A 25271-nucleotide genomic window follows, 5' to 3' on the forward strand; every position below is an offset into this window, starting at 1 on the left:
GTGCTGCTTCCATCCGCCCGCCGTCCGGTCTAGAGCCTTAACGATGACCGCTGCCCTCAATATCACCCGCTCGATTTCGGGTCAGCCGTGGCGCTGGCGCGGGGAAGGCGCCGATGCGCGCGATCCCGGTTATCGGCCCGATGATCTGGTGGCGCAGCTTCTGCTGGCGCGGGGATGCCCGCGCGACGCGCTGGAGGCGCACCGCGCGCCCACGATCCGCGCCTTCATGCCTGATCCCAGCATCTTTCGCGATATGGACGCCGCCGCCGACCGGATCGCCGACGCGGTGCAACGGGGCGAGGATGTCCGCATCTTCGGAGATTATGACGTCGACGGCGCGACCAGTGCGGCGCTGCTCATCCGCCTGCTGCGCGACCTTGGCCTTGCCGCCCGGCCCTATATCCCCGACCGGCTAATGGAAGGCTATGGTCCATCGGGCGAAGCGCTGGTGCGGCTGGCGGGCGAGGGGGCAAGCCTCATCGTTACCGTCGATTGCGGCGCGCAGGCATTCGAGGCGCTGGCGATGGCTCAGGATGCCGGTGTCGATGTCGTCGTGGTCGATCATCATAAATGCGCCGCCGCGCTCCCGGTTGCTCACGCGCTGGTCAATCCCAACCGTCTGGATGAAAGCGAGGAGGGCGCGACGCACGGCCATCTGGCGGCGGTCGGCATGGCCTTTTTGCTGGGTGCGGCACTGGTGCGGACGCTGCGCGCACGCGGCTGGTTCGCCACGCGGCCCGAACCGCGCCTGATGGAACTGCTCGATATCGTCGCGCTGGGCACCGTGGCCGATGTCGCGCAGCTCAAGGGCCTCAACCGCGCTTTCGTGGCGCAGGGATTGAAGGTCATGGCCGGTCGGCGCAATATCGGCCTCGCCGCGCTGATCGATGCCAGTCGCCTGACCCGCGCGCCGCTCTGCCATGATCTGGGCTTCGCGCTCGGCCCGCGCATCAATGCGGGCGGGCGCGTTGGGAAAGCGGACCTCGGCGTGCGGCTTTTGACCACTGACGACCCGGTCGAGGCCGCATCGATCGCCGCCGAACTCGATTCGCTGAACGAGGACCGGCGCATGATCGAGGCGCAGGTGCAGGAACAGGCCGAAGCCCTGCTCGCCGCGCAGGGCAATCGCGCCGTGGCGCTGGTGTCGGGCGCGGGTTGGCATCCCGGCGTTATCGGCATCGTCGCCGGACGGCTGAAGGAAAAGGCCGGGCGGCCCGCCATCGTCGTCGCGCTGGACGAACAGGGCGTGGGCAAAGGATCGGGGCGGTCGATCTCCGGGGTCGATCTTGGCGCGGCGGTGCTCGCTGCGAAAGATATGGGCCTGCTCGTCGCGGGCGGTGGTCACGCGATGGCGGCGGGCCTCACCGTCGCGGCGGGCAAGCTCGATGCGCTGGCCGATTTCCTCGACGAGCGGCTGTCGGCAGCGGTGGCGCGGGCGCGCGACGATCGCGCGCTGCTGCTCGACGCCGTGCTCGCCCCCTCAGGGGTCAATCCCGATTTCGTCGCCGCGATCGAGGCGGGCGGTCCCTATGGCGCCGGTTGGCCGGCGCCGCTGATCGCCGCAGGACCCGTGCGTGTGGTCAAGGCCGACATCGTCGGCAACGGTCATCTGCGTGCGATCGTCGCCGGTGACGATGGCCGCTCGATCAAGACGATCGCGTTCCGTCAGGCGGAAACCCCGCTTGGCCAGGCGATATTGGGCGCGCCGCGCGACCGCCGCCTGTGGGTGGCGGGCCGCGCGAAGATCGACGACTGGGGCAGCCGGCCAGCGGCGGAACTGCATCTGGAGGATGCCGCCTGGGCCGACTGAACAATCCGCCGGATTTGATGCGCCAAGAGGGCTTGACCCGCGTCCGGTCGCGCCCTAATGCCGCCCTCGCTTCGCAGCCCTCCGGCGCTGCTTACGGCCCCTTCGTCTAGCGGTTAGGACGCGGCCCTTTCACGGCTGAAACACGGGTTCGATTCCCGTAGGGGTCACCAATCAGAGCGATCATTCGCCTGATCTGCGTGAAAATCTGAAAAATTGGCAAGTCAGTAACGCATTATTTGAGTTCAGGATGAAGCCCTGCGCTCACGGTTCCGCTAATCGTCGCGCGTTTCGGGACGGGCGGGCAAATCGTCATCGCGCCCGGCGGATTCCGATGCCCGCGCCTGCGCCTTGCGCCGCCGCAGATTGTCGCGCAACGCCTGCGCCAGCCGCTCTTTACGCCCATCCTGTCCATTCGTCATGATGCACCCCTAACCAATTTGCTGCGGATGCCGCAACCCGCCTTGACAATCGAGGGTGTTCGCGGCCATAGGCCCGGCTCCGCTGACCGTGGGGTCCCGGAAAATGGTGATAATGCTGCCGTAGCTCAGTGGTAGAGCGCATCCTTGGTAAGGCTGAGGTCGTGAGTTCAATCCTCACCGGCAGCACCATTTTTTCCGTAATCCGACTTATCCCCCATGGAAGCATAATGCCGGCGAGGTCGGCGCTTTTCGATCGGCTGAGACGGTTGCGCGGGGCCTGTGCTGTCACTAGCGATGGACCGCATATAGTCGCAATCGAGTATCGCCGCCGATGCCGTTCTTCATCCTGCGCTGTCTTGCCATTCTGTTGATGCTCGGCCCTGGCGCGGCCTTCGCGCTTCCGGGCAATCGTCCGACGCCGGGCTATGTCCGGGTCGCCATCGAAACCTCGCTGGGCGTCATCACCGTTGCGGTCGATCAGAGGCGCGCGCCCCGCACGGCCGCCAACTTCCTGACCTATGCGGATGATGGCCGATTTGACGGCGTCACTTTCTACCGGGCCGCGCGGCGCAAGGCGGAGCCGACGCTGGGCCTGATCCAGGGCGGGATCGACACCGACCTGCGCCGCGCCCTGCCGCCGATGAAGCATGAGTCGACGTCGATGACCGGCATCCGACATCTCGACGCCACCCTGTCCATGGCCCGGCCCGACCGGCCCAATTCGGCGATGGGCAATTTCTTCATCACCGCCGGCCCAACGCCCAATATGGACGCGCGCGGGGCCTATATCGGCTATGCCGCTTTCGGCCATGTCGTCGCGGGGATGGACGTGGTGCGCCGCATTCTCGCCTTGCCGACATGCTGCGGGTCGGGCGCGATGCGCGGCCAGATGATCATCAGGCCGGTGACGATCCTGCGCGTGCGGCGGCTGGACGGGAGGCCGCGCCCCACCGGCGGGGTCAAACCCTGGCTGATCGGACTGAAACGGCCGCCGGTGCGCTAAACCGATTTGCCCTGACGCGCTTCGCTCCTCATGATGGGCGGCAGGGAGAATGGCATGAGCGGACGGATCAGGGTCGGCATCGGCGGATGGGTTTATGAACCGTGGCGCGGCGCCTTCTATCCCGATGGCCTGCGGCAGAAGGACGAGCTGCGCTATGTCGGGGAGCATCTGACCGCGACCGAGATCAACGCGACCTATTACAGCACACAAAAGCCTGCGACCTTCGCCAACTGGGCGAAGGCTGTGCCCGATGGCTTCCGGTTCGCGGTCAAGGCGTCACGCTTTTGCACCAACCGCAAGGTGCTGGCGGAGGCGGGGGAGTCGATCGCGAAGTTTGTCCAACAGGGCCTTGTCGAGCTGGGCGACCGGCTGGGGCCGATTCTGTGGCAGTTCATGCCGACCAAGGCGTTCGATCCGCAGGATTTTGCGGCTTTCCTGCAATTATTACCATCGAGCGTCGATGGGGTGCCGCTGCGCCACGCGCTGGAGGTGCGCCATGAAAGTTTTGACGACCCGGCCTTTATCGCGATGGCGCGGGACGCGGGCGCGGCGGTGGTGCTGGCCGACCATGAGACCTATCCGGCAATCCACGGCGCGGATGTCGGCTTTTCCTATCTTCGCCTGATGCGCACGCAGGAGGAGGAAGCGGCGGGCTATGCTGCGATCGATATGAGCCGTTGGGCGACGACCGTGCGGGATCAGGCCGCGCATGGCGACGTATTCGCCTTCTTCATCAGCGGAGCGAAGGTCCGTAACCCGGCGGCGGCACTGGATTTGATCGCGCGCCTGTCGCCCTGATCCGGGAGCGCAATCAACGCTTCGTCGCGAACCAGATGACATGGCGCGGTCCCTTGCCATTGTCCCGCGCCTTGACCGCCACTTCATCGACATGAAAGCCGGCATGGCGCAAACGCCGGGCAAAAGGCTCGTCGGGCGCGGCGGACCAGATGGCGAGGATACCGCCCGGCCGAAGCGCGGCCTTGGCGATGTCGAGGCCCGCCGCCGAATAGAGACGGTCATTGCCCGCCCGCACCAGTCCGTCAGGGCCATTGTCGACATCGAGCAGGATCGCGTCATAGGCGGCGCTGTCCGCCGCGATCACATCGGCGACATCCTGCCCGATCAGGCGCACGCGCGGATCGTCGAGGCACCCATCGGCGAGTTCCGCCATCGGCCCGCGCGCCCAGGCGATGATTTAGGGCACCAGTTCGGCAACCGTCACCCGCGCCTTCGCGTCCAGCATGGCCAGCGCCGCGCGCAGGGTGAAACCCATGCCATAGCCGCCGATCAGCATATGCAGGTCTTTGCGCCCTGTGAGCCGCTCCAGCGTCATCACCGCCAGCGCTTTTTCCGATCCGCTCATGCGGCTGCTCATCAATTCATTGCGATCCAGCACGATCATGAAGTCGCCGCCGCGCCGGTAGAGGCGCAATTCCTCGCCGCCCGGCACCTGTGCCGTCCCGATCAGCTCGCGTGGCGTCACCTGATAATCCTCCCATATCGCATGGGTCGCCGCATGACAGCTTGGCCGGGGCGGCGCAAATGATTAGGGGCTGGGGGACCGGACGCCATCGCGCGCCGGCACCTTTGTCCCTATCCCTATCGCACAGGCTCTTTGCACCGCATGCGCTATTTCCTCGACACCGAATTTAACGGCTTTGGCGGTGCGCTCATCAGTGTCGCGCTGGTGCCCGAATATGGCGATCAGGAATTTTACGCATCGCTGCCGCTGCCCGATCATGTCCATAGCTGGGTGGGGCAGCATGTCGTGCCCTATCTGCGCCATGTGCCGCCGGGGGTCGATCACCAACTCGACCGCAAACAGGCGGCCGAACATATCGCGGCGTATCTGGAGGGTGATGCCGACGCGGTGATCATCGCGGACTGGCCCGAGGATCTCGCGCATTTCTGTGCGCTGCTGGTGACGGAGCCGGCGCGGATGGTCGATATCAACGGGTTGCGTCTGGAGCTTATCAATGCCGCCGGGTTCAGCGCGGCCGCCAACAGCCGGGTGCCGCATAATGCGCTGCACGACGCCCGTGCGCTGCGAGACTTCTGCCTGGGCGGATGACACAGGTTTCCGGGGGCGTGCCATCCTTGCAACAGGCTGTTGCATTTGCTGCAACCGCGAAGTCATCCTTTGCGATTGTTACAATCCTGGGTCGGGCGCATAGGCCATTTCACCGCGATGAGCGGTAGTTGGAACGACCCAAGGAGTAAGTCATGCGTCACGCCACACAAGGTGTTGCCCTGATCGTTGCCGTCAGCGCACAGTTGCTGACCTTCTATTCGGTGCTCTACGCCTGAGCGCTTAATCGCGCCACATTTTCGCCTTAACGTCAGGTGATCGATAAAAGGCCGCCCAAGACATATGTCGGGGCGGCTCTTTTGTTTGTACGGGACGGATTTTTCCTTTTCCGTTATTTTTCGTTTCGTCCCGGTGCACCGCGACTATGATGTGGCGCCATGATAAATCCGCACCTCTTCGTCTACGGCACGCTGCGCCCCGGCTATGACGGGGCGATGGCGCGATGGCTGTGCGGCGTGGCACATCATGTCGGTCCGGCGCTTGCGCGCGGCTCGCTGTACCTGGTGGCGGACTATCCGGGCTTCGTGGCCAGTCTGGATGGCGATGTGATGGGCGATCTTTTTGCGCTGCCCGATCCTGATGCGACCCTCACGCGGCTCGATGAGCATGAGGAATGTTCCGATCATTTTCCAGCTCCGCATGAATACCGGCGCGAGCGACTGATCGTGTCGATGCGAGAGGGGCCGGTTGAAGCGTGGACCTATGTCTATGCCTGGGATGTGGCCGGGCTGGAGCGGATAGCGAGCGGCGATTATCTGGCTTGACTCCGGTTGCGCCCGGTGGAGGACGCGCTAGTCTCGTGCCGGGGGACAAATCGCAGGAGCGCGCGCCGGTGACCGATCGATTGCCCGAAGACCGCAACTGGCTCGCCTCCACCGGCTTCGATCGCCGCAAGCTCCTCGCCGGGGGTGCTTTTGCCGCCGGTTTCGCCGCCGCATGCAGGCCGGTCGCCAGCAGCGCGATCCAGACCGCCGCCAACGGGCTGATCGAAGAATCAGTGGCGATCAAGGCGGCAGACGGCTTTGCCATGCCCGCTTTCATCGCTCGCCCGGCGGGTAAGAAGCCCGCGCCGGTCATTTGCGTCGTACATGAGATATTCGGCGTGCACGAATGGATTCGCGACATCTGCCGCCGCTTCGCCAAAGCGGGCTATTATGCGGTCGCCCCCGATTTGTTCGCCCGCCATGGCGATGCGACCAAAATCGCCGATTTCAAGCTGCTTATCGACACCATCGTCGCAAAGGCCCCGGACGCGCAGGTTTTGTCCGATATCGATGCGACCTATGCATGGGCCGGTCGCCATGGCGGTAATGCGGCGCGGCGCGGCATCACCGGCTTTTGCTGGGGCGGGCGGATGGTGTGGCTCTATGCGGCACAGAGCGCCCGTGTCGATGCGGGTGTCGCCTTCTATGGCCGGATCATGAGCCAGAAAACTGCGCTCCAGCCGTTGAGCGCGATCGAGCAGGTGGGCGCGCTCAAGGCGCCGGTGCTCGGCCAATATGGCGCGCTCGACAAGGGCATTCCGCTTGCCGATGTCGAAGCGATGCGCGCCGCGCTGCAAAAAGCGGGCAAATCGCCACCCGACGCCATCACCGTCTACCCGCAGGCGGATCACGGCTTCATGGCGGATTACCGGCCGAGCTATCATGCGCAGGCCGCTACCGCCGCCTGGGATGCGACGCTCGACTGGTTCGCGCGCTACGTGCAGAAAACGCAGCGATAGGGGGGCGCCTAGCGCTTCATCGCCTCGACCGCCGCCAATGTGCTCTTCACATGACCGGCATAGTTCATTTCGCTGTGTACGAATGCGATCCGGCCTGACGGCGCGATCACGTAGGAGGTGCGGTCCGTCATCCCCGGCCGCATCTTGAGCGCGACATCATAGCCCGAGATGATCGCCGGACCGGCCGACGCGACCGGGAATTTGCCGGCGCATTCCTTGGTCGAAAAGGCGACGAGATCATCCACCGGGTCAGCGGACATGCCGATCACCGTCGCGCCAGCCTTCTTGAAATCCGCGATATGTTCCGCGAACTCACGCGCCTCCGCCGAACAGCCAGCCGTAAAGGCCTTCGGAAAGAAATAGAGGACGACCGGCCCGTGGCGCAGTTGGTGCTTGAGCGTCAGGGTGAAGGGCTTGCCAGCCAACGCGCCGCGCGTCGTGAAATCGGGCGCCTGCGCGCCGATGGCCAGCGCCGCCATGCCGCTGGTCGCGCCCAAGCATGCAGCAGTCAGGGCAAGGGCGATTTTCAGCATCTTCATCGGCGAAACTCCTGAGAGGGTGGCCAGTGATGATCCCAACGCAGGCAGCGCGCAAGGGTGTCCATGGAACTCCCGGCGCACCCGGCCGGTTTGATCGACATGCGCCTGCTGCCCGCCCTCGTCCTTCTGCTCCTCGCCGCCTGCCGGGGCGGGTCGCCGGATCATGACAATGGCGCCAGTCCGGCGCCGAACGGAAACCAACTGTCGCCGCTGCCTGCCGGTGGCGCGACAACGGTCAGGCGCGCCGCCCCGTCGCGGGTGGAGATTGATCGCTCCCCCGCCGTGCCGCTGGCCTTTCTGGGCCGCTGGACCGGGACGCGGGATGATTGCGCCGACAAGGCGGCGGCGCTGGAACTTGATGTCGCGCCCCGACAGCTCGTCTTTCACGAAAGCGTTGGCTCGGTCACAGCCGTCGAGCCGCTTGGCGAGGGGAAATTGGCGCTGAAAGCGAACTTTACCGGCGAAGGCTCAAGCTGGCCGGCGCAGTTGCGGCTGACTCTTTCGGCGGATGGCCAGCGCCTCACTATCATCGACGATCGCGGAGCGGTAATCCGGAAGCGTTGCAACGCAGCCTGAATGCTTTCCCCCAGGCATGCGCGCGGCTAGAGGGAGCCATGCTCGGCCGCCTTACTCTCAGCGATTTTCGCAATCATGCCGACGCGCTCATCGTGCCCGAACATAATTTCATCGTCCTGACCGGCGAAAATGGCGCGGGCAAGACCAACATATTGGAGGCGATTTCGCTACTCGCACCCGGTCGCGGCCTGCGCGGCGCTGCGCTGCGCGACATGCGGCGGCAGGACGGGGCAGGGGGCTTCGGCATTGCGGCGGAGGTGGACGGCACGGTTCTGGGCACCGGCGTCATGCCCGATGCGCCGGACCGGCGGCAGGTGCGGATCGGTGGCGCGCCGTCCTCCGCCAACGCGCTGACCGACCATCTGTCGATCATGTGGCTGACCCCGGCGATGGACCGGCTGTTCGTCGACAGTCCCGGTGGCCGGCGGCGCTTCCTCGACCGGCTCACGCTGGCGCTGCATCCGGGCCATGCGGTGCACAGCACGCGTTACGATGCGGCGATGCGGGCACGCAACCGGCTGCTGGGCGATCTGCGCGCGGCCGATCCCTTGTGGCTGGATGCGCTGGAAGCGCAGATGGACGAGCATGGCGCGGCGCTCGCGCACGCACGAGGCGATCTGGTGGCCCGGCTGAACGATGCTCTGCGCGACCAGCCAGATGCGCCCTTTGCCCGCCCGCATCTGGCGATCGATGACTTGCAAGGCCCTGAGGATGCGCCGCTGGCGGTGCGACTGGCGCGGGGGCGCACGCGGGATGCGGCGGCCGGGCGTACGCTGGCGGGGCCGCATCGCCAGGACCTCATCGTCATGCACGCGGCCAAGAATCAGTCCGCAGCGCTATGTTCGACGGGGGAACAGAAAGCGCTGCTGCTTTCCATCCTGCTGGCGCATGCGGCGTTGGTCGCGACCGACCGGGGTCATCCACCGCTGTTGCTGCTGGACGAGGTGGCGGCTCACCTCGATCCGTCGCGACGAGCCGCGCTCTTCGCCCGATTGGCGGAAACCGGCGGTCAGGTATGGATGACCGGAACAGAAGCCAATCTTTTCAGCGGTTTGCCACTATCTACGCGGCTGAGCGTAACAGCCGGTCGCGTTTTTCGTTCCGCGACGTGACGCATTGCAGCAACGGTTCGCCGCTCGGTTGTTTTCAAGCCGGCCGCGCTCTGTCCTAAGGGCCGCGTCGGGGATAACGCCCGAAGTCAGAAAACGGGGTTCGCAACGCATGTTCGGTGGTTTTCGCGCTTTGTTCGCAACGGCTGTTCTTGCGCTCTCTGCTTTCCTGGTTTCTCCTGCCACTGCCGGTGTTCTTCAGTGTGTGCCCTTCGCGCGGCAGGTGTCGGGCATCGATCTCCGGGGCAATGCCGATACCTGGTGGGGTCAGGCCGAAGGGCGCTATGAGCGTGGCCATCAGCCGCGCGTCGGCGCCGTTCTCGCCTTTGCCGCCAGCCGTTCGATGCGCGTCGGCCACGTCGCCATGGTCAGCAAGGTGGTGAGCGATCGCGAAGTGCTGCTGACCCATGCCAACTGGTCGTTCCGTGGCGGCATCGAACGCAATGTCCGCGCCGTGGACGTTTCGGCGAATAATGACTGGACCGACGTGCGGGTCTGGTACGCGCCGATCGGCGACCTTGGCCTGCGCTCCAATCATGCCCGCGGTTTCATCTACGCCAATGCGCCGCAAGCCGCAGCCGAGCCGGTCCGCATAGCGTCGGCCGATGGTGCGACGCTGGCGCTGGGCGCGCCGCGCGGCGCTTTCTGAGGCGTTAACCTCTTCCTAAAAGATCGCGCCCTAGGGTCGCTTCCGGTGGGGCGATTCTTGAATGCCGGGGTCGCGTGAATGTCTCGATTTTTTCGCTGGTCGGTGGCGGTGCTGCTGGCCGGTCTGACGGCGGCGCCTGGGCTGGGCGCCACGGTGTTGCAGTGCGTGCCCTATGCCCGCATCGTGTCCGGCGTCGATATTTACGGCGACGCGCTCAACTGGTGGGATCAGGCGCAGGATCATTACAAACGCGGGCACAAGCCCAAAAAGGGCGCAGTGCTGGCCTTTCGCCCTGTCGGGCCGATGACGCTGGGCCATGTTGCCGTCGTCAGTCGCGTGCTCGATGATCGCCGCGTGCTGATCCGCCATGCCAACTGGTCCGCGCCGGGCGCGATCGAGGAGGATGTGCTGGCGGTCGATGTGTCCGACGAGGGCGACTGGAGCCAGGTGCGGGTCTGGCACAGCCCGACCGGGCAGATGGGCGCGCGCACCAATCCGACTTACGGCTTCATCTATCCGCTTCGCGCCAAGCTGCATAAATTCGATCCCGATCCGGCGCTGGGCGCCAGCGTTCGCTTCGCCAGCGTCGATCCGGGCCAGTGGGACGACCGGACCGATATCGGGCAGACGGGCGCGCAGGATAAAGATCAGCGTGGGGCCATGCCGACCGGCGTTCGTGGACGCGATGTCTTGACGGCTCAGGCCGTTGCGCGACCACTACGTACCGCGACCGCGTCGGAAGCGGTGCGCGATCCGTTCATCATCGAATATGCGGATAATACGCCCGCGAAGCGCACGCTCGGCGACATCATCGCCGACGTGAAGCGGGACAGGATGTTGCGTTGACGATCAGGCGTCCGGTTCGGTCGCGACCGTCTCCGCTGGCTCTGCCGGATTCTCGAACCAGGCTTCGACCGGGCCGCTGAGCTTGATGGTCAGCGGGTTGCCATGCCGGTCCCGGCTCTTGCCAGCCGCGACGCGAATCCAGCTTTCGGACATGCAATATTCCTCGACGTCCTTGCGCTCGCGATCCTTGAACCGGATGCCGATGCCGCGTTGCAGAACCTCCATATCGAAATGGGGGCTGCGCGGATTGGTCGAAAGGCGGTCGGGGGGCGTATCGCTCATAGCTGGCAAAATCCTGTGCTGGTGCGCCGTCGCCTAGCCTTTCGGCTGGTACGGCGTCAACCAGTGCCCGCGATCCGCCGCACGATGCGGATCGCGGGCAATCATTGGCTTAGCGACAGATGCGGACCCGAACCTGCCGATCTGCGTAGCGATCATAGCGCCATTCGTTCCAGCAGCGTTGCCGATAGCCGCCATAGTAGGGGTTATAGCCACTGTGCCGACGCCAGCGCCGCTCGTCGCGCCAATCACGCCTATGCTCCCAGCGGCGCTCGCGCTCCCAACGCGAATCGCGCCCACCGTCGCGGTCGCCACGCCAGCCGTCCCTGTCGCCATAATATTGCGCCTGCGCCGGCACTGCCGCCGCGCCGATCCCGGTAAGCGTCAGCCCCAGCACAGCCGCACCTTTCCAAAATATATTCATGCCACATCTCCTCATGCCGCCCGCCGCTCCACCGATCGGGCAAGGAGGAAGAATGCACCCCTGTGACTGAACCGGCCGGGAACGACATTGTCAGCTAAGGTTCAGCGCCCCTTAAGCGCCGTTTCGGCCTCCACCAAATAGTCGCGGGTGATGGGCAGGGTGCGCCGGTCGCGGGCATATTGCACCTGATAGTTCACCATGCTGCCATGTTCGAACACGGTCGCTGCCCCGGCGAGATAAAAGGTCCACAGGCGGAAGAATCGCTCATCATACAACGCGACGATCTCCGCCTTGTGCGCGAGCGTCCGTTGATACCATTCGCGGATGGTGAGACCATAATGGAGCCTAAGCACCTCGACATCGGTTACCATCAACCTAGTGCCTTCACTGCCCTGGATCATTTCGCTGAGCGCAGGGATATAGCCGCCGGGGAAGACATATTTCTGGGTGAAGGCGTCGGTAATGCCGGGGCCATCGATCCGGCCGATCGTGTGAATAAGCATGACGCCGTCGGGCGTCAGCAGATCGCGGCATTTGTTGAAAAAGGCGCGATAATGGGCCGTGCCGACATGTTCGAACATGCCTACCGACACGATCCGGTCGAACGGACCCTGAATATCGCGATAGTCGATCAGTTCGAACCGTACATGATCGGTGACGCCCGCCTCGGCGGCCCGCGCCTGAGCGATCTTGAGCTGCTCTTCCGACAGGGTGATGCCGGTCACATCGACGCCACAGGTGCGGTGGAGATAGAGCGCCATCCCGCCCCAGCCGCAGCCGATGTCGAGCACGCGCATGCCCGGTTTCAGCGCCAGCTTGGCGGCGATATGGGCTTTCTTGTCCTCCTGCGCCTGTTCGAGGCCGATGCCCGCTTCATTGTCGGCGTCGGGCCAGTAGGCGCAGCTATATTGCCGGTCCTTGTCGAGGAAGAGCGCATAAAGCGCCGCCGACAAATCATAATGATGGGCGACATTGGCCTTGGCGCGGCGGCGGTGATTGGCCCGCCACAGGCCCTGCCGGATTTTACGGAAGCCACGCTTGAGCGGGCTTTTGGCGCTGATCGATCGGCCCTTCTCCCAGGCATTATTGGCGCGGATGAGCGAAACCAGTTCCATGATTCCGCCGCCCTCGATGGTGACGCGGCCGTCGATATAGGCTTCCGCCATGCCCAGTCGCGGGTCGCGCATGATGTCGAACGGCACGCGCCGGTCATGGAATTTGAGCGCCAGCGCGGGGAAACCGGCGGCGGGGGTTCCAACGGTCGTGCTGGACCCGTCCTGGTATATGACGGTCAACTGTCCCTGCGTCACAAGCCGTCGCAAAATTCGATCGAATAGCTTCATAGATGCACCCTGTCAGGTCGCCTTGGCGCGGTCAAATCCCGGCATACCAGTCATAACCGGCGCGATCTTCCCAGTAGCCGCCCTTGCCGCCGCCGACGCCGGCCAGACTATCGACGGCCTGTATTCCCATCAAATATTTGGCCTGTTTATACCCCAATTGACGCTCCACGCGCAGCCGCAGCGGCGCGCCATTGGCAACGGACAGCGGCCGATCGTTGAGCGAGAAAGCGAGGATCGTCTGGGGGTGAAAGGCGTCGATCAGATCGATACTCTCATAATAGGGCCGCCCGTCACCCATCTCGTCGGCACAGCGAAAGACGATATAGCGCGCCCGATCCCGTAGCCCCGCGGCGTCGAGGATCAGCTTGAGCGGCACACCGCGCCATTTGCCGATCGCGCTCCAGCCTTCCACGCAATCATGACGGGTAATCTGCTCGCGATGAGGCAGGGCATGAAGCTGCGCGAGCGACAGGGACAGGGGACGGGCGACGAGGCCCGACACGCGCAGCCGCCAGTCGGCGAAGCCGTTGCGCCACAGTGCCTTATAGGCCGGGCTGGCAGGATTGGCGGTGCCGTTCGCCCGGAATAGCGGAGAAATCTGATCCGGGCGGAACTCGCGCGCAAGCGCATCGGGGGCCAGCAGGCGGCGCTGTGCCCATTTGTGGAAATTATCGGAGGAAAAAAGCGCTTCCCGGACCGTAGCATGGCCCGCCAGCCGATCGCAGCCGCTGAGCGTGGCGGCCGCGCCGAGCAGCATCGAGCGGCGGGTGATGATCATGGCCGCGATGGCGGCACGCGATAGCGGCCGGTTATCATCGCGCGCATCTCGTTTACCGGCCCCGCGAGCAGCACCATGGCGATATGCACCAGAAAAAAGGCGACGAGCGCGAACGCGGCCAGAAAATGGATCGACCGCGCCGACTGGCGACCGCCGAACAGGTCGATCAGCCAGGGCCAGGCCGCGTTCATGCCGGGTGACATGGTAAGGCCCGTCAGGATCAGGATCGGCAGCAGCAGGAAAATCACCGCGTTATAGCTGCCCTTTTGCAACATATTATAGCGCAACGCATCAGCGCCCGTGGGGAAGCGCAGACGGGCATGATCCTTGATATCGCGCCAGATATGGCGCGGCGCCAGTTCCCCCCGCCGGAATGCGAGGTCGCGTGCGATATGGCGGTTGCACAGGCTCCAAAGCATATAGCCGAGCAGGGCAAAGGCGAAGAGGGGCGCGGCGGTCAGATGCCAGTGCCGGGACATCGCCAGATTATAGTGGGCCGGAAGCGTGAGCCAGCCGCCGAACCGATCCAGCGTCAGCCAGGGATGATCGAAATTCGCGCCATACTGCCCCCAGTAGAGATGCGGATGCGCGTTGAAGATGCCCAGCCCGCTGGTGAAAAGCGTATAGAGCAGGGCGGCGTTCGCCCAATGCCACAGCCGGGTTGAGAGCCGATGGCGCTTCACCTCCATGGGTTGGGCGAGAGACAGGTCAGGCACCTGCCGGATAGTAGAATTTTCTCACCTTTTTACCAGATCGCTTTTTTGTTGGAGAAGGACAGGCCTGCGCCGCAAATACAGGCGAGCCTCGGCCCGGCTGTGGCCACTTTGCAACAGTAATATAAAATGCGCTGGAAATGATCGATATGCCCCTTTGCAAATTGCAGGACGAAACCTAAATGCGCCGCAGACGGTCGTGATGCAAACCGTTGATCTTACCGCCAAAAGAAGCGGAAGATTTGAGGAATTTCGAAATTAGGTCGCCAATATTCCTGTGCATTATGCCTGACCTGTAACGCAGTATTCCTCTGCGTGCGCAATATACATTGAGGTTTTTATGAAGACTGTGATTTTCGCAGCTGTTTCTGCTGCTGCCCTTGCCGTGTCCGCTCCCGCTTTCGCGCAGGAAGCCGCGCCCTTCACTGGCCCGCGCGCCGAAGTGATCGTTGGCTATGACAAGCTGGACACCAATGGCAGCGGCATCGGCAATCCCGACGGTTTCCTGTACGGCATCGGCCTTGGCTATGACATGCAGGTCGGCAATGCCGTCCTCGGCGTCGAAGCCGAAGCAGCCGATTCGACCACCAAGCGCAATTTCTTCGGCACCGACGTCGATGCCGCCCGCGATCTGTATGTCGGCGCGCGCGCCGGTTTCATCGCCGGTGACAAGGCGCTGATCTATGTGAAGGCCGGCTACACCAATGCTCGCATCAAGACCGAAGGCTTCGGCGGCGACAATGGCGACGGCGTTCGCGTCGGCGCGGGCGTCGAATATAAGCTCGGCGGCCAGCTCTTCGTGAAGGGCGAATATCGCTATTCGAACTATGAAGGCGATGTCGAGCGTCAGCAGATCGTCGGCGGTCTCGGTATCCGCTTCTGATCCTTTCGATCGGTATGAAGGAAAAGGCGGTCCTGCGAAGGGCCGCCTTTTTCATGGTCTTAGCGGGCTGAGATTCGGTTCCACCCAGCGATGCCGCGCTTCGGCCGACAGGAGAAGATCGCGCGACCAGTGCGCGAACAGCCAGTTTTTGTCGCCCAGCGGCGAGGCCCTCAGCGCCGCCAACGCGACGGCCGGCGTAGCGTCCCCGTCCAACGTCGCGAGCAAGGCTCGCGTGGCGCGCAGCGACGCCTGCGTAATCGTCTCATGATAGCCCGCGCTGTCGCTATTCACCCCCCCTGTGCTTTCATTATAGCGCCGGATCATGTCGGGCATGTCCCGCTCGGGAATGATATCGGGGCGGTTGCGGATCAGCCAGATCGCGGTCGCGAAATGCGCGGCATGGGTCCAACGCGCCTTGGGCAGTGTTCGCGCGCAAAAACCGCGCGCGATATCGTCAATCTCGCTATCGGTCATGAATCGCCCCTATCAGACGGGGGAGCAGCCGGAAATCCTCAGCCGAGCGCCGCCTGCTTTTCCGCCGCCAGCCTGTCGAGTTCGGCGCGGCTTTTCTTTTCTGACGCTGATTTGAGCTGGCCGCATGCCGCCATGATATCCCGCCCGCGCGGCGTGCGGACGGGTGCGGAAATGCCGGCCTCGAACACGATGCTGCTGAACGCGCGGATTCGTTCTGGCGTGGAACATTCATAGTCGGTGCCCGGCCAGGGATTGAACGGGATCAAGTTCACCTTCGCCGGCAGCTTATATTTGCGGATCAGGCGGACGAGTTCGCGCGCATCCGCATCGCTGTCATTCTTGTCGCGGATCATCACATATTCGAACGTGATGCGCCGCGCGTTGCTCGCCTTGGGATAGTCGGCGCAGGCGGCCAACAGTTCCTCGATGCCATATTTGCGGTTGAGCGGCACCAGCTCGTCGCGCACCTCCTTCGTCACGGCATGGAGCGACACGGCGAGGTTGACGCCGATCTCCGCGCTGGCCCGCGCCATCATCGGGATGACGCCGCTGGTGGACAGGGTGATGCGGCGGCGCGACAGGGCAAGACCAGCCCCGTCCATCACGACCTTGAGCGCGTCGCGCACATGCTCGAAATTATAGAGCGGCTCCCCCATGCCCATCATCACGATATTGGTCAACATGCGGCCATCGGGAGAATATTGCCCCATATCCTCGTCGCCATCGTCATCGTCCGCATCGACATCATTGGCGGCCATATTGCCCTTGGGCCATTCGCCCAGCGCATCGCGCGCAAGCATCACCTGCCCGACGATTTCGCCCGGCGTCAGATTGCGCACCAGCCGCATCGTGCCGGTATGGCAGAAGCGACAGTTGAGCGTGCATCCTACCTGACTCGATACGCAAAGCGTTCCGCGGTCCGCGTCGGGGATGAACACCATCTCATAATCCTGGCCGTCATCCGACCGCAGCAGCCATTTGCGCGTGCCGTCGCTGGAAACCTGCGCCTCCACCACCTGCGGGCGACCCACGACGAAGCGCTCCGCCATCCACGACCGCATCGGCTTGCCGAGGTCGGTCATCGCGTCGAAATCGGTCTCGCCGCGATGATAGAGCCAGTGGAACAGTTGCTTGGACCGCAGCTTGGCGGCCTTCGCGTCCAGTCCCGCTTCCCCCAGCACATCCCTGATCTGAACGCATGACAGGCCCATGAGGTCGGTCCGTCCATCCTCGCGCGGGGTCACGGCGCGGGGAACGGGCACAGGGTCGAAATGGCCCGCAATGGGCATTAATGGATTGGCGGCTGACTGCATGGCCGCGCCTTACGCGATTTTGCAGGCTTTTTCTAGGGCCGGTGCGGATGCGTCCAACGGCGTATTTACAAACAAACCCTCACCGCAGCCGCGCGCATCCCAGCGCCGCCGCGTCGATCGCTGTCGCCGCGCCGCGCAGCGCGTAGGTGTCGGCGAAGCCGCGCCCGTCGCTCGCTCGTGTCTGCACGCTCATGCTGCTGCCCGATCGGATGGCCGCCACGATCGCAGCGTCGCCGCGCGCGTCCGCGGCCCAGGCGTCGGCCTGCCCTGCAACCAGCGTGAAGCGCCGGTCATCGACGTTCAGTATCACCGGGGCGGCGGAAGCATGGGGCCGACTGAGACGGAAATGCACCTGCCCGCGCACCTTTACGCGAGGCCATGTCGCGACAGCAGCAAAGCCCTTGGATCCGTCGCGGGACCCTCGCGTCGGCAGAGCTTGAGCGATCGCGTAGCAACGCGGCGTAGCGGAATCGCGAAAGGCGCCCCAATTTTCGAACATGCCAAGCGAATCGCGCGCTTGGGCCGGGCTAAGCGGCAGCAGCGCCAATATCCATGCTATGCGCGAGCATCTCAGAGTCTGTCTGGAAATGCGCGAGAGGGCGCATTTCAGGTTGCCGTACCGGCCCGCACTCCCACCCGACCGACCAGACATGATATTCTGATGAGCGGTCGGGTGGGGGTGCGGGCCGGTACGGATGCGCCAAAGGCGCATTTCCAAACAGTCTTTCATGGCGCAGGCAAAGCGCAGCCCGTGCCCTTTTGCAACCCCGGCAGCCGGTCGTTACGAGGAAAGCTTGCCGCCGCCGCCATAGCGGCTATGAAGAATCATCCTCATCGTCGGCCGGATTCGACCCAGCGTCGCTTTCCCGGCCGAAAGCAGAAAAAGAAACGGACTGACCAGGGATATGAAGGCCACTATCGAACGCGCGACGCTTCTCAAGAGCCTGAGCCATGTCCAGTCGGTGGTCGAGCGGCGCAACACCATCCCCATTCTGTCCAACGTCCTCATCGAAGCGTCGGCCGATGGCGCGATCAAGCTGATGGCGACCGATCTCGATCTTCAGATCGTCGAAAGCGTGTCGGCCCAGGTGGAGCAGGCGGGCGCGACGACGATTTCGGCGCACACCCTGTTCGACATCGCCCGCAAGCTGCCCGAAGGCAGTCAGGTGTCGTTGCAGGCGGCCGAGGGCAAGATGCTGATCCAGGCCGGCCGCGCGCGGTTCAACCTGTCGACCTTGCCGCGTGACGATTTCCCGGTGATCGCGGAAGGCGACCTGCCGACCAGTTTCGAGCTGCCGGCCGAAACGCTCAAACAGATTATCGACAAGACACGCTTTGCGATCTCGACCGAAGAGACGCGCTATTATCTGAACGGTATTTATTTCCACGTCGCCGATGAAGGGCAGCCGGTGCTCCGCGCGGCGGCGACCGACGGCCACCGGCTGGCCCGCGTCACGGTACCGCGACCGGACGGCGCGGACGGCATGCCCGGCATCATCGTGCCGCGCAAATGCATCGCCGAACTGCGCAAGCTGCTGGACGAGGTCGACGGATCGGTCGCGATTTCTTTGTCGGCCAGCAAGATCCGCTTCGGCCTTGGCAGTGCGATCCTCACCAGCAAGCTGATCGACGGCACCTTCCCCGATTATAGCCGGGTCATCCCGACCGCGAACGACAAGCTGCTGCGGATCGATCCGCGCGGCTTCGAGGAAGGGGTGGACCGGGTTGCGACGATCGCGACCGAAAAGACGCGCGCCGTCAAAATGTCGCTGGATCGCGACAAGATCACCTTGTCCGTCACCAGCCCCGAAAATGGCACCGCAGCGGAAGAAGTGCCCGGCGCGTTTCAAGGCGAGGGCTTCGATATCGGGTTCAACGCCCGCTATCTGCTCGACATATTGGGGCAGCTGGACGGTGATCTGGTCGAACTGCATCTTGCCGATGCCGCCGCGCCGACGCTGATCCGCGAGAATGATCATAGTGCCGCGCTCTATGTCCTGATGCCGATGCGCGTCTGACCTTGGCATGATTTGCTCCAATATGGCGCAAATTGGACCTAATATGCTTTGAGTCGAGCGAGGGGGTAATCTTCCTTCAAGAAGTTGTGCCTATTATTGGCGCATGAGACTTTCACGTACCGTCATTTCCGATCCGCAAGCGCGACCTGCGGGACTATTGTCTCTGCTTGGTCTTGCGGATGGCGGTATAGCACCGTTGGCGAGCGGCGCCGGACGGGATTTTGTTCAGATCGCCAGGCTCTGGCCGTTGATGTTGCTGGCGAAACTGTGCATCGCCATCTTGCAGAGCACGCCCCTGATGACTTCGGGCCAGCCCGCCGCGATGGCGATTCTGGGGCTGATGCTGTTGATCGACGGCCTGCTGATCGTCGCGCCGCGCCTGCCATCCTTCCAGCGGCAGAGACCGCATATTCAGCACTGGCTGATTCTGCCCGCTGCCTTTCTGTCAGGCCTCAGCTTCAGCGGGTGGATGGATTATATATCCGACACGACGGCGATGTCTGCGATCCTGCCCGATCTTGCAGTCGCGTTGCTCGCGGTCTGCCTGTTCGGCAACCGGCGCTTGCTGGGGGTCGGCTATTTTCTGGGCGCCGTCGGCATGACGATGATGCAGCCGGCCAGTTCCGGCCAGGCCGGCCTGCTGATAAGCTGTCTGGGCGTCATGATGATTCTGACGCTGCGGCAGGCAAGAGCCGATCGCGCCCGCGCGCTGGAACGCAGCAAGCAGGATGCGCAAGCGCAGCGATCCGACCGGCTGCTACAGGAATATGAGCAATCGGGCCGGGGCTGGTTCTGGGAGACGGACCGTCAGGGCTGTCTGGTCTATATTTCCGAAACCCTGGCCGATACGCTGGATGTGCCAAAGGGTGGTCTGGTGGGACGGCCCATTACCGAGATCATTCGGCCGGGTGATCGGCAACAGGGCGATGGTGAGCGGACGCTGGGTTTCCATCTGTCCGCGCGGACGACCTTTTCCGATATCCCGGTGCGCGCGGCCATGGCGCGGGATGAGCGCTGGTGGTCGATTTCGGGCCAGCCCGTCTTTACCGAATTTGGCCAGTTTCACGGCTTCCGCGGGTCGGGGACCGACCTGACGGAAATGCGCCGCAGTCAGGCGGAAGTGGCGCGCCTGGCGCAATATGATTCCCTCACCGGCCTCGCCAATCGCGTGCAGATGCTGAGTTCGCTGGAGCAGGCGGTCGCGGGCATGCGCGGTGCGCCCGGCGACTGCGCCCTGATGATGCTTGACCTCGATCGGTTCAAGAGCGTGAACGATACGCTGGGACATCCGGCGGGAGACGCGCTGCTGCGCCAGGTGAGCCAGCGGCTCCAGCGCGTGGTCGGCGATAAGGGGCTGGTCGGTCGCCAGGGCGGCGACGAATTCAAGGTGATCCTGCCGGGCCGCCACGACCGGGCCGCGCTTGGGCAGTTGGCGCAGACAATCATCGCCTCCCTTTCTCAGCCCTATTCGATCGAAGGCAATGCCGTCGTCATCGGCGTGTCGATCGGCATTTCCTCCTGCCCGCAGGATGGCGTGACGTCCGATGCCCTGATCCGGAACGCCGATCTGGCGCTCTATGCCGCCAAGGGCGACGGCCGGGGCGTGCACCGCTTCTATTCCCCCGAAATGCATGCCGACGCGGAAGATCGCCGGGTGCTGGAGGAGGAACTGCGCCACGCGCTTGCCGCCGATGGTCTGCATCTGGTTTATCAGCCCGTGGTCTCCTCGATCACCGAGCGCATCACCGGCTATGAGGCGCTATTGCGCTGGCAGCATCCGCAGCGCGGGGCGATTTCGCCGGCGGTCTTCATTCCGATCGCCGAGGACACGGGCCTCATCGCCCAGATCGGCGAATGGGTGCTGCGCACGGCCTGTCGCGACGCCGCGCAATGGCATGAGGGCATTCGCGTGGCGGTAAATGTTTCGCCGATCCAGTTCGCCAATCCGGCATTGCCCTCAACGGTGATGAGCGCGCTCGCCGCTGCCCAGCTCGATCCGGGCCGGCTGGAACTGGAAATAACGGAAAGCGTCTTTCTGAACGATGACGCCGACACCGATTCGATGTTCGCGCGTCTCAAGGCGCTGGGTGTGCGGCTTGCGCTCGATGATTTCGGCACCGGCTATTCTTCGCTCGGCTATCTGAAAAAGGCGCCGTTCGACAAGATCAAGATCGACCAGAGTTTCGTACGCGGCGCGGCGATCAAGGGCAGCCGCAACATCGCCATCATCAAGGCGATCGTCAGCCTGGCGGAAGCGCTCGGCATGGACACGACCGCAGAAGGCGCGGAGACGCAGGACGAACTGGAACTGATCCGCCAACTGGGGTGCAGCCATATCCAGGGCTATGTCTATGGCCGGCCCATGCCGATGGCCGATGTGCTCGAACGGCAGCGCAATATGGGCACGCATGTCCGCGCCGAAGGCTTTCAGTCTAGCCGGCCTGAACGCAAATCAATGCTGCGCACGGTCGCCATCCATCATGACGGGCATGTCTATACAGGGCGGGTGCGCAACATTTCGGCTACCGGCGCGCTGATCGAAGGGCTGTGGAACGTGCCCGAGGGCACATTGTTCGCGATCGAATTGTCGGAAAGTCAGATCATCAATGCAACGGCCCGCTGGGGCAAGGATGACCGAATGGGTGTCGAGTTCGCGGGCGCGGTCGATCTCACCAAATTAAGTCCTGCCGCCCCCCGCGCATTGGCGTCCTGAACGGCATGGACTGACGGCGCATTCGAAAGAGGGCGCGTACACCTCAACTGTCAGGGCACATGAAAAGGGGCAGCGATTCGCTGCCCCTTTTCATGTGCCCTGACGGTGCGGAGGTCAGGCGGCGATCGCCACGGATCCGGCTTCGGCAGGAATCAGCCCGCGTGCGACCTGCTTGATCAGCCCGACGAAGCGGGTCGCTTCGCGCACGATCATCGCCTTGTTGAAACAGGCGGCGGCGCCCCGGTCCATCGCCTCAGCAACGATCGGCGCGCCATCGCGCATCAGGCTGGACAGCATGATGACTGGGCATGGGTCCATATCCATGATCTCGTCGAGGATGGTCATGCCGTCCTTGCCGGGCATGGCGATGTCGAGCGTCACCACATCGGGCTTTTCGGCGCGAATCATGGCGATTGCTTCTTCGCCATTGCGGGCGATGCCCGCAATCTCGACGCGCCGGTCCCGTTCGAGCATGGTTTCGATCATCGCGCGGATGGTGAGCGAGTCATCGACCACCACAATTCTGATTGGCTTCATTTCTCCGTTCCTTCCGCACTGTCCATGCCGATCATAACGGCCGCAGAAGGATCGGCTTTAGCCGTGACTAACAGCTATTTAACCACGCGCCATCGAGGCAACTTTCAGAAGAACAGCTTGCGGAAGCTGATCGTGATCGCGCGGCCCAACGGGTCCAGATAGTCAGGCTGATAACGCAGCGGGGTAGCGCCGCTCGCATCTGTCACGTCGCGGCGAATGTTAAAGATATTGTCGATGCCGATCGACACGCGCGCGCCGCGCAGGAACGGATGGGCCTTAACCAGCGAAGGCATCTGGCCCAGATTAGCGAAAATGCGCAGGTTGGCGGTCGCGAGGCTGCCGAAATCAAGCCGCGAATTGCCGCCGGGCGTCGCGCCAAGAGCGCCGTCGACATGGGTGCCGCTTTCCCAGTCTACTCCCAGCCGCGCGCCCAGACCATTATTCGAATAGCCGATCCGCGCCTCGACCTCGTGCCGGGGCTGGCCGCCGGACGATCCGGTCGCGCCGCCATCCAACAGGTTGAGTTGAGGCACGCCGGGCGCGATCAGGATGCTCTCGGCGAAATGCCAGGTGTGATAGAGGCTGAAGCTCAACCGGCCACCACCCTGGCCGCCGCGTCCGCCGCCAAAGCCGCCGCCCCTTCCTCCGCCGCCAGCCGGCCCGCCAGCACCTTGTCCGTTCTGACCGCCGCCCGGTCCGCCTTCGCCCTGACGGCCACCGTCCGGTCCGCCCGGCGGGGGGCCTCCATTCTGGGTCCCCTGCCGGTCGCGGTTGCCGAACAGGCCGCGCAGGTCCTGCAATTCCTTGGGGCGGTCTTCCGGCTTGCCGCCCGATGCGCGCCAGGCTTCGACGATCTTCTGGATGTGGGATTTCAGCGGGATCGAATAGTCGAAGCCCCAGCGCAACTGCTCGCTGTGCGACGACAGGAAATTGACCGGCCGGGAATCGATCTGAAGCAGCGCGCCGTCCGCGTCGCGCAGGAAGCGCTGAGAAAAGGCCGCTTCGATGGCGGGGGTGGGCGAGGGGAAAGTGGCGATCGGATTGTCCGTCCGGCTGTTGAGATAGGTCGCCGTCAGCGTCAGGTTCTTCTTTTCGAACGGCTTGATCGTCAGGCCCGCTCGAAACTGATCGCGTACGCTGGCGCGAAGGCCGGGATTGCCGCCCGACAATTGGGTCACGAACACGCTCTGGCCTGTGGCATAGTCGAATACCGAGACATTGGGCGTCGAGATCAGCGGGTCGGTGATCTGCGTGCCGGTGGGCGCTGCGCGATCCTGATTGGCGGAGACGAGCAACTGCACCGCTTTGACCGGCTGCCAGCGCAGCCCGTAGCCGAGTGTCGAGAGCGTGCCGAAATCCGACAGCCTCTGTGCCGCGACATTCATGTTGACCCCGATGTCGCCGACCGCGCCCAGCACATCCTTCGATCGGCTGGTCAGCGGCAGATCGATGCTGAACTGGCCGCTCGCGATCTGGCGGTCATAATTGCTAGGGGTCGCGACACCGCCGCGCACCGACCGGCCTTCAAAGCCATTGGCCGACGCGCCGATGCGGATCGCGGTCGTCACGTCGCCGGCGGGCAGGGAGAAGGGCGAACCGCTGATGAGCAGATCGCCAGTGATCGCCTGCGACTTGGCACGCGCAAAATCCGTATTGCGAGTCGCGAGCAGACCGCTGGCGAAATTCCCATAGGGATTGACCATCGGATCGCCGGCGTCGAGCGCTGACTGGATCCCGCCTGTCGCCACGCCGCGATCGGTGCGGGTGCGCGTGTCCGACAGGTCGCCATTGCCGGTGAACGACCATTGCCAGCCCTTGCCGAGCAGGCCGTTCAGCGTAACGCCGATATGGCCGGTCGTGCCCCGGACATTCTGCCCGAGCGCACCGCCTTGCGCGAGGTAGCGATAGAGCCGCACATCCTGACCGAAGGGGGAGAAGGGATTGCCCGCTGGCAGGTTGAGGGTCGCTTGCGACATGCCCTGGAGCGAATCGCTGTCGCTAAGTTCCAGCCGGCCGTTGATCGTCGCGGACACGCCGCCCAAGGCGCGGGCATAAATCACATTGGCGGAGAAATTTTCGGTCGCTGGGCTGAGCGTGCGATAGCGGGCGAGGTTGCTCACCGCCCTGCTGTTGGCGCCGGGCACGAAATCCGCCAGCATCGGCGCCGTATTGGCGGCGCTTCCCGGTACGGCGGCCACCGTCACCAATTGGCCCGCCAAAGCGGACAGAGCTGGGTCGATCTGCGTGCCGGGTGGCGTGCGGACGATGTTGCCGTTGGCGTCCCTCGTCAACGCCGTCACATTGCCGCCCAGCGCATAGGGCGGGCCCGGCGCGGTGGGATCGATGTCGCGCTGGCTTTCGAGCAGTTGCGCCGCTCGGCTATATTGCAGGTTTATCGTCAGACGATTGTCGCCACGGATGCGCAGCAAACCGGCCGCCGCCTGCCCATTGTCCCGCCCGCCATCAGTGGTCGTCCCGGCGCGCAGATCCATGCTTTCCGCACGGAAACGCTGACGCAGCACGATATTCACCACTTTCTGCGTCGGCGCATAGCCATAGCTGAGCGCGACCTGTTCGGGCAGGATATCCACCCGCGCCACCGCTTCGGTGGGCAGGTCCTGAATTTCCGAAAAGCTCGAAATGCGCTTGCCGTTCAGCAGAACGACAGGCGTGCCATTGGTCTGCGGACCGAGTTCGGTAATCATCTCGGCTATGGACGTGACGCCCAGCGCGCGCACATCGGCGGCAGTAAGCTGCTGTTCGGGTTTGATGTCCCCGACCACCGCGCCGCGCTGTTTCTGGCCGGTGACGATGATCTCGTCCCCCTCGTCCATCTGCGATGTGCCGCCGCCGCCACGGCCCTGCGGTTCCTGCGCCATCAGCGCGCCGGGCGCGACGCCCAGCATCAGTGGAACAAGGATCAGGCAAGTGGATCGGCGCACGATAATTCCCCCGGATGGCTTAATGCCTTCCCTGTTAGGGCGCATTTGTCGCAGAAATGCCCCGGCGTCATGAAAGATTTGTCGCAAAATG

The 25271-nt window shown here is 64.0% G+C and carries 25 protein-coding genes, 2 tRNA genes and 1 pseudogene; 15 read left to right on the top strand and 13 right to left on the bottom strand.

Annotated features, from left to right (window positions below):
• The first annotated feature begins 43 nt into the window (after positions 1 to 43).
• Positions 44 to 1810 (top strand): single-stranded-DNA-specific exonuclease RecJ, encoded by a 1767-nt coding sequence (gene recJ, locus ACODSN_RS07930; protein WP_489054458.1) that lies wholly within the window; start codon positions 44 to 46, stop codon positions 1808 to 1810.
• A 95-nt stretch (positions 1811 to 1905) separates the two neighbouring features.
• Positions 1906 to 1980, top strand: a tRNA-Glu gene (locus tag ACODSN_RS07935).
• A gap of 102 nt (positions 1981 to 2082) precedes the next feature.
• Here the strand turns inward: ACODSN_RS07935 and ACODSN_RS07940 are convergent.
• Positions 2083 to 2229 carry a hypothetical protein gene (locus tag ACODSN_RS07940; protein WP_489054459.1) on the bottom strand — a complete coding sequence of 49 codons (147 nt, stop codon included), beginning with the start codon at positions 2227 to 2229 and terminating at the stop codon, positions 2083 to 2085.
• A gap of 114 nt (positions 2230 to 2343) precedes the next feature.
• Here ACODSN_RS07940 and ACODSN_RS07945 point away from each other — a divergent pair.
• From ACODSN_RS07945 to ACODSN_RS07955, 3 genes are all read left to right on the top strand, one after another.
• Positions 2344 to 2418, top strand: a tRNA-Thr gene (locus ACODSN_RS07945).
• Positions 2419 to 2560: 142 nt separating this feature from the next.
• Positions 2561 to 3232: a peptidylprolyl isomerase gene (locus ACODSN_RS07950; RefSeq protein WP_489054461.1), complete on the top strand. Its 672-nt coding sequence runs from the start codon at positions 2561 to 2563 to the stop codon at positions 3230 to 3232.
• 54 nt (positions 3233 to 3286) lie between these two features.
• Entirely contained in the window at positions 3287 to 4030 is a 744-nt protein-coding gene (locus tag ACODSN_RS07955; protein WP_489054463.1) for a DUF72 domain-containing protein, read from the top strand.
• A gap of 13 nt (positions 4031 to 4043) precedes the next feature.
• On the opposite strand, the pseudogene ACODSN_RS07960 reads toward ACODSN_RS07955, so the two are convergent.
• Positions 4044 to 4715, bottom strand: a pseudogene (locus ACODSN_RS07960) (spermidine synthase).
• 141 nt (positions 4716 to 4856) lie between these two features.
• Between ACODSN_RS07960 and ACODSN_RS07965 the strand changes: the two are divergent.
• The 3 genes from ACODSN_RS07965 (at position 4857) to ACODSN_RS07975 (ending at position 7044) form a co-directional block, all read left to right on the top strand.
• A complete protein-coding gene (locus tag ACODSN_RS07965; protein ID WP_489054464.1) occupies positions 4857 to 5303 on the top strand; it encodes a hypothetical protein in 447 nt (148 codons plus the stop codon).
• Positions 5304 to 5698: 395 nt separating this feature from the next.
• Entirely contained in the window at positions 5699 to 6085 is a 387-nt protein-coding gene (locus ACODSN_RS07970) for a gamma-glutamylcyclotransferase family protein (protein ID WP_489054466.1), read from the top strand.
• 68 nt (positions 6086 to 6153) lie between these two features.
• Complete coding sequence (locus ACODSN_RS07975; protein ID WP_489054468.1) at positions 6154 to 7044, top strand: dienelactone hydrolase family protein; 891 nt, start codon at positions 6154 to 6156, stop codon at positions 7042 to 7044.
• Positions 7045 to 7052: 8 nt separating this feature from the next.
• On the opposite strand, the gene ACODSN_RS07980 is transcribed toward ACODSN_RS07975, so the two are convergent.
• On the bottom strand, positions 7053 to 7583 hold the full coding sequence (locus ACODSN_RS07980) for a peroxiredoxin (RefSeq protein WP_489054470.1): 531 nt from the start codon (positions 7581 to 7583) through the stop codon (positions 7053 to 7055).
• 63 nt (positions 7584 to 7646) lie between these two features.
• On the opposite strand from ACODSN_RS07980, the gene ACODSN_RS07985 reads away from it, so the two are divergent.
• From ACODSN_RS07985 to ACODSN_RS08000, 4 genes are all read left to right on the top strand, one after another.
• The gene (locus ACODSN_RS07985; protein WP_489054660.1) at positions 7647 to 8159 is read left to right on the top strand and encodes a hypothetical protein; all 513 of its coding nucleotides are present in this window, start codon (positions 7647 to 7649) and stop codon (positions 8157 to 8159) included.
• A 38-nt stretch (positions 8160 to 8197) separates the two neighbouring features.
• Complete coding sequence (gene recF / locus ACODSN_RS07990; RefSeq protein WP_489054472.1) at positions 8198 to 9271, top strand: DNA replication/repair protein RecF; 1074 nt, start codon at positions 8198 to 8200, stop codon at positions 9269 to 9271.
• A 109-nt stretch (positions 9272 to 9380) separates the two neighbouring features.
• Positions 9381 to 9917, top strand: a complete 537-nt coding sequence (locus ACODSN_RS07995; RefSeq protein ID WP_489054474.1) for a CHAP domain-containing protein — start codon at positions 9381 to 9383, stop codon at positions 9915 to 9917.
• A 78-nt stretch (positions 9918 to 9995) separates the two neighbouring features.
• A complete protein-coding gene (locus ACODSN_RS08000; RefSeq protein WP_489054476.1) occupies positions 9996 to 10763 on the top strand; it encodes a CHAP domain-containing protein in 768 nt (255 codons plus the stop codon).
• A 3-nt stretch (positions 10764 to 10766) separates the two neighbouring features.
• Here ACODSN_RS08000 and ACODSN_RS08005 read toward each other — a convergent pair whose 3' ends face one another.
• The 5 genes from ACODSN_RS08005 to ACODSN_RS08025 form a co-directional block, all read right to left on the bottom strand.
• Positions 10767 to 11045: a DUF3297 family protein gene (locus ACODSN_RS08005; RefSeq protein ID WP_489054478.1), complete on the bottom strand. Its 279-nt coding sequence runs from the start codon at positions 11043 to 11045 to the stop codon at positions 10767 to 10769.
• 109 nt (positions 11046 to 11154) lie between these two features.
• Positions 11155 to 11466 carry a hypothetical protein gene (locus ACODSN_RS08010; RefSeq protein WP_489054480.1) on the bottom strand — a complete coding sequence of 104 codons (312 nt, stop codon included), beginning with the start codon at positions 11464 to 11466 and terminating at the stop codon, positions 11155 to 11157.
• Positions 11467 to 11567: 101 nt separating this feature from the next.
• The gene (locus ACODSN_RS08015) at positions 11568 to 12809 is read right to left on the bottom strand and encodes a class I SAM-dependent methyltransferase (RefSeq protein ID WP_489054482.1); all 1242 of its coding nucleotides are present in this window, start codon (positions 12807 to 12809) and stop codon (positions 11568 to 11570) included.
• 31 nt (positions 12810 to 12840) lie between these two features.
• Entirely contained in the window at positions 12841 to 13587 is a 747-nt protein-coding gene (locus ACODSN_RS08020; protein WP_489054484.1) for a molybdopterin-dependent oxidoreductase, read from the bottom strand.
• On the bottom strand, positions 13584 to 14276 hold the full coding sequence (locus ACODSN_RS08025) for a cytochrome b/b6 domain-containing protein (RefSeq protein ID WP_489054662.1): 693 nt from the start codon (positions 14274 to 14276) through the stop codon (positions 13584 to 13586). Before ACODSN_RS08025 ends, ACODSN_RS08020 begins: the two co-directional genes overlap by 4 nt.
• 364 nt (positions 14277 to 14640) lie before the next feature.
• Here ACODSN_RS08025 and ACODSN_RS08030 point away from each other — a divergent pair, with 364 nt between their 5' ends.
• On the top strand, positions 14641 to 15183 hold the full coding sequence (locus ACODSN_RS08030) for an outer membrane protein (protein WP_489054486.1): 543 nt from the start codon (positions 14641 to 14643) through the stop codon (positions 15181 to 15183).
• Positions 15184 to 15234: 51 nt separating this feature from the next.
• Here ACODSN_RS08030 and ACODSN_RS08035 read toward each other — a convergent pair whose 3' ends face one another.
• The 3 genes from ACODSN_RS08035 to ACODSN_RS08045 all read right to left on the bottom strand — a co-directional run bounded on the left by ACODSN_RS08035 (position 15235) and on the right by ACODSN_RS08045 (position 17469).
• A complete protein-coding gene (locus ACODSN_RS08035; protein ID WP_489054488.1) occupies positions 15235 to 15657 on the bottom strand; it encodes a hypothetical protein in 423 nt (140 codons plus the stop codon).
• 38 nt (positions 15658 to 15695) lie between these two features.
• Positions 15696 to 16970, bottom strand: a complete 1275-nt coding sequence (gene rlmN, locus ACODSN_RS08040; protein ID WP_489054490.1) for a 23S rRNA (adenine(2503)-C(2))-methyltransferase RlmN — start codon at positions 16968 to 16970, stop codon at positions 15696 to 15698.
• A gap of 79 nt (positions 16971 to 17049) precedes the next feature.
• Complete coding sequence (locus tag ACODSN_RS08045) at positions 17050 to 17469, bottom strand: invasion associated locus B family protein (RefSeq protein ID WP_489054663.1); 420 nt, start codon at positions 17467 to 17469, stop codon at positions 17050 to 17052.
• A gap of 406 nt (positions 17470 to 17875) precedes the next feature.
• On the opposite strand from ACODSN_RS08045, the gene dnaN reads away from it, so the two are divergent.
• Positions 17876 to 18988: a DNA polymerase III subunit beta gene (gene dnaN / locus ACODSN_RS08050; protein WP_489054492.1), complete on the top strand. Its 1113-nt coding sequence runs from the start codon at positions 17876 to 17878 to the stop codon at positions 18986 to 18988.
• 103 nt (positions 18989 to 19091) lie between these two features.
• Positions 19092 to 21701: an EAL domain-containing protein gene (locus ACODSN_RS08055; RefSeq protein ID WP_489054494.1), complete on the top strand. Its 2610-nt coding sequence runs from the start codon at positions 19092 to 19094 to the stop codon at positions 21699 to 21701.
• A gap of 114 nt (positions 21702 to 21815) precedes the next feature.
• Here the strand turns inward: ACODSN_RS08055 and ACODSN_RS08060 are convergent, their stop codons facing one another.
• On the bottom strand, positions 21816 to 22238 hold the full coding sequence (locus ACODSN_RS08060; RefSeq protein WP_489054496.1) for a response regulator: 423 nt from the start codon (positions 22236 to 22238) through the stop codon (positions 21816 to 21818).
• A gap of 104 nt (positions 22239 to 22342) precedes the next feature.
• Entirely contained in the window at positions 22343 to 25180 is a 2838-nt protein-coding gene (locus tag ACODSN_RS08065) for a TonB-dependent receptor (protein ID WP_489054498.1), read from the bottom strand.
• Positions 25181 to 25271: the final 91 nt, after the last annotated feature.

This window comes from Sphingobium sp. FG11, assembly GCF_057809915.1.

Coding starts and splice junctions, on each gene's coding strand:
- recJ (WP_489054458.1), top strand. CDS start 44: ATGACCGCTGCCCTCAATATCACCCGCTCGATTTCGGGTCAGCCGTGG.
- ACODSN_RS07940 (WP_489054459.1), bottom strand. CDS start 2,229: ATGACGAATGGACAGGATGGGCGTAAAGAGCGGCTGGCGCAGGCGTTG.
- ACODSN_RS07950 (WP_489054461.1), top strand. CDS start 2,561: ATGCCGTTCTTCATCCTGCGCTGTCTTGCCATTCTGTTGATGCTCGGC.
- ACODSN_RS07955 (WP_489054463.1), top strand. CDS start 3,287: ATGAGCGGACGGATCAGGGTCGGCATCGGCGGATGGGTTTATGAACCG.
- ACODSN_RS07965 (WP_489054464.1), top strand. CDS start 4,857: ATGCGCTATTTCCTCGACACCGAATTTAACGGCTTTGGCGGTGCGCTC.
- ACODSN_RS07970 (WP_489054466.1), top strand. CDS start 5,699: ATGATAAATCCGCACCTCTTCGTCTACGGCACGCTGCGCCCCGGCTAT.
- ACODSN_RS07980 (WP_489054470.1), bottom strand. CDS start 7,583: ATGAAGATGCTGAAAATCGCCCTTGCCCTGACTGCTGCATGCTTGGGC.
- ACODSN_RS07985 (WP_489054660.1), top strand. CDS start 7,647: ATGGAACTCCCGGCGCACCCGGCCGGTTTGATCGACATGCGCCTGCTG.
- recF (WP_489054472.1), top strand. CDS start 8,198: ATGCTCGGCCGCCTTACTCTCAGCGATTTTCGCAATCATGCCGACGCG.
- ACODSN_RS07995 (WP_489054474.1), top strand. CDS start 9,381: ATGTTCGGTGGTTTTCGCGCTTTGTTCGCAACGGCTGTTCTTGCGCTC.
- ACODSN_RS08000 (WP_489054476.1), top strand. CDS start 9,996: ATGTCTCGATTTTTTCGCTGGTCGGTGGCGGTGCTGCTGGCCGGTCTG.
- ACODSN_RS08005 (WP_489054478.1), bottom strand. CDS start 11,045: ATGAGCGATACGCCCCCCGACCGCCTTTCGACCAATCCGCGCAGCCCC.
- ACODSN_RS08010 (WP_489054480.1), bottom strand. CDS start 11,466: ATGAATATATTTTGGAAAGGTGCGGCTGTGCTGGGGCTGACGCTTACC.
- ACODSN_RS08015 (WP_489054482.1), bottom strand. CDS start 12,809: ATGAAGCTATTCGATCGAATTTTGCGACGGCTTGTGACGCAGGGACAG.
- ACODSN_RS08020 (WP_489054484.1), bottom strand. CDS start 13,587: ATGATCATCACCCGCCGCTCGATGCTGCTCGGCGCGGCCGCCACGCTC.
- ACODSN_RS08025 (WP_489054662.1), bottom strand. CDS start 14,276: ATGGAGGTGAAGCGCCATCGGCTCTCAACCCGGCTGTGGCATTGGGCG.
- ACODSN_RS08030 (WP_489054486.1), top strand. CDS start 14,641: ATGAAGACTGTGATTTTCGCAGCTGTTTCTGCTGCTGCCCTTGCCGTG.
- ACODSN_RS08035 (WP_489054488.1), bottom strand. CDS start 15,657: ATGACCGATAGCGAGATTGACGATATCGCGCGCGGTTTTTGCGCGCGA.
- rlmN (WP_489054490.1), bottom strand. CDS start 16,970: ATGCAGTCAGCCGCCAATCCATTAATGCCCATTGCGGGCCATTTCGAC.
- ACODSN_RS08045 (WP_489054663.1), bottom strand. CDS start 17,469: ATGTTCGAAAATTGGGGCGCCTTTCGCGATTCCGCTACGCCGCGTTGC.
- dnaN (WP_489054492.1), top strand. CDS start 17,876: ATGAAGGCCACTATCGAACGCGCGACGCTTCTCAAGAGCCTGAGCCAT.
- ACODSN_RS08055 (WP_489054494.1), top strand. CDS start 19,092: ATGAGACTTTCACGTACCGTCATTTCCGATCCGCAAGCGCGACCTGCG.
- ACODSN_RS08060 (WP_489054496.1), bottom strand. CDS start 22,238: ATGAAGCCAATCAGAATTGTGGTGGTCGATGACTCGCTCACCATCCGC.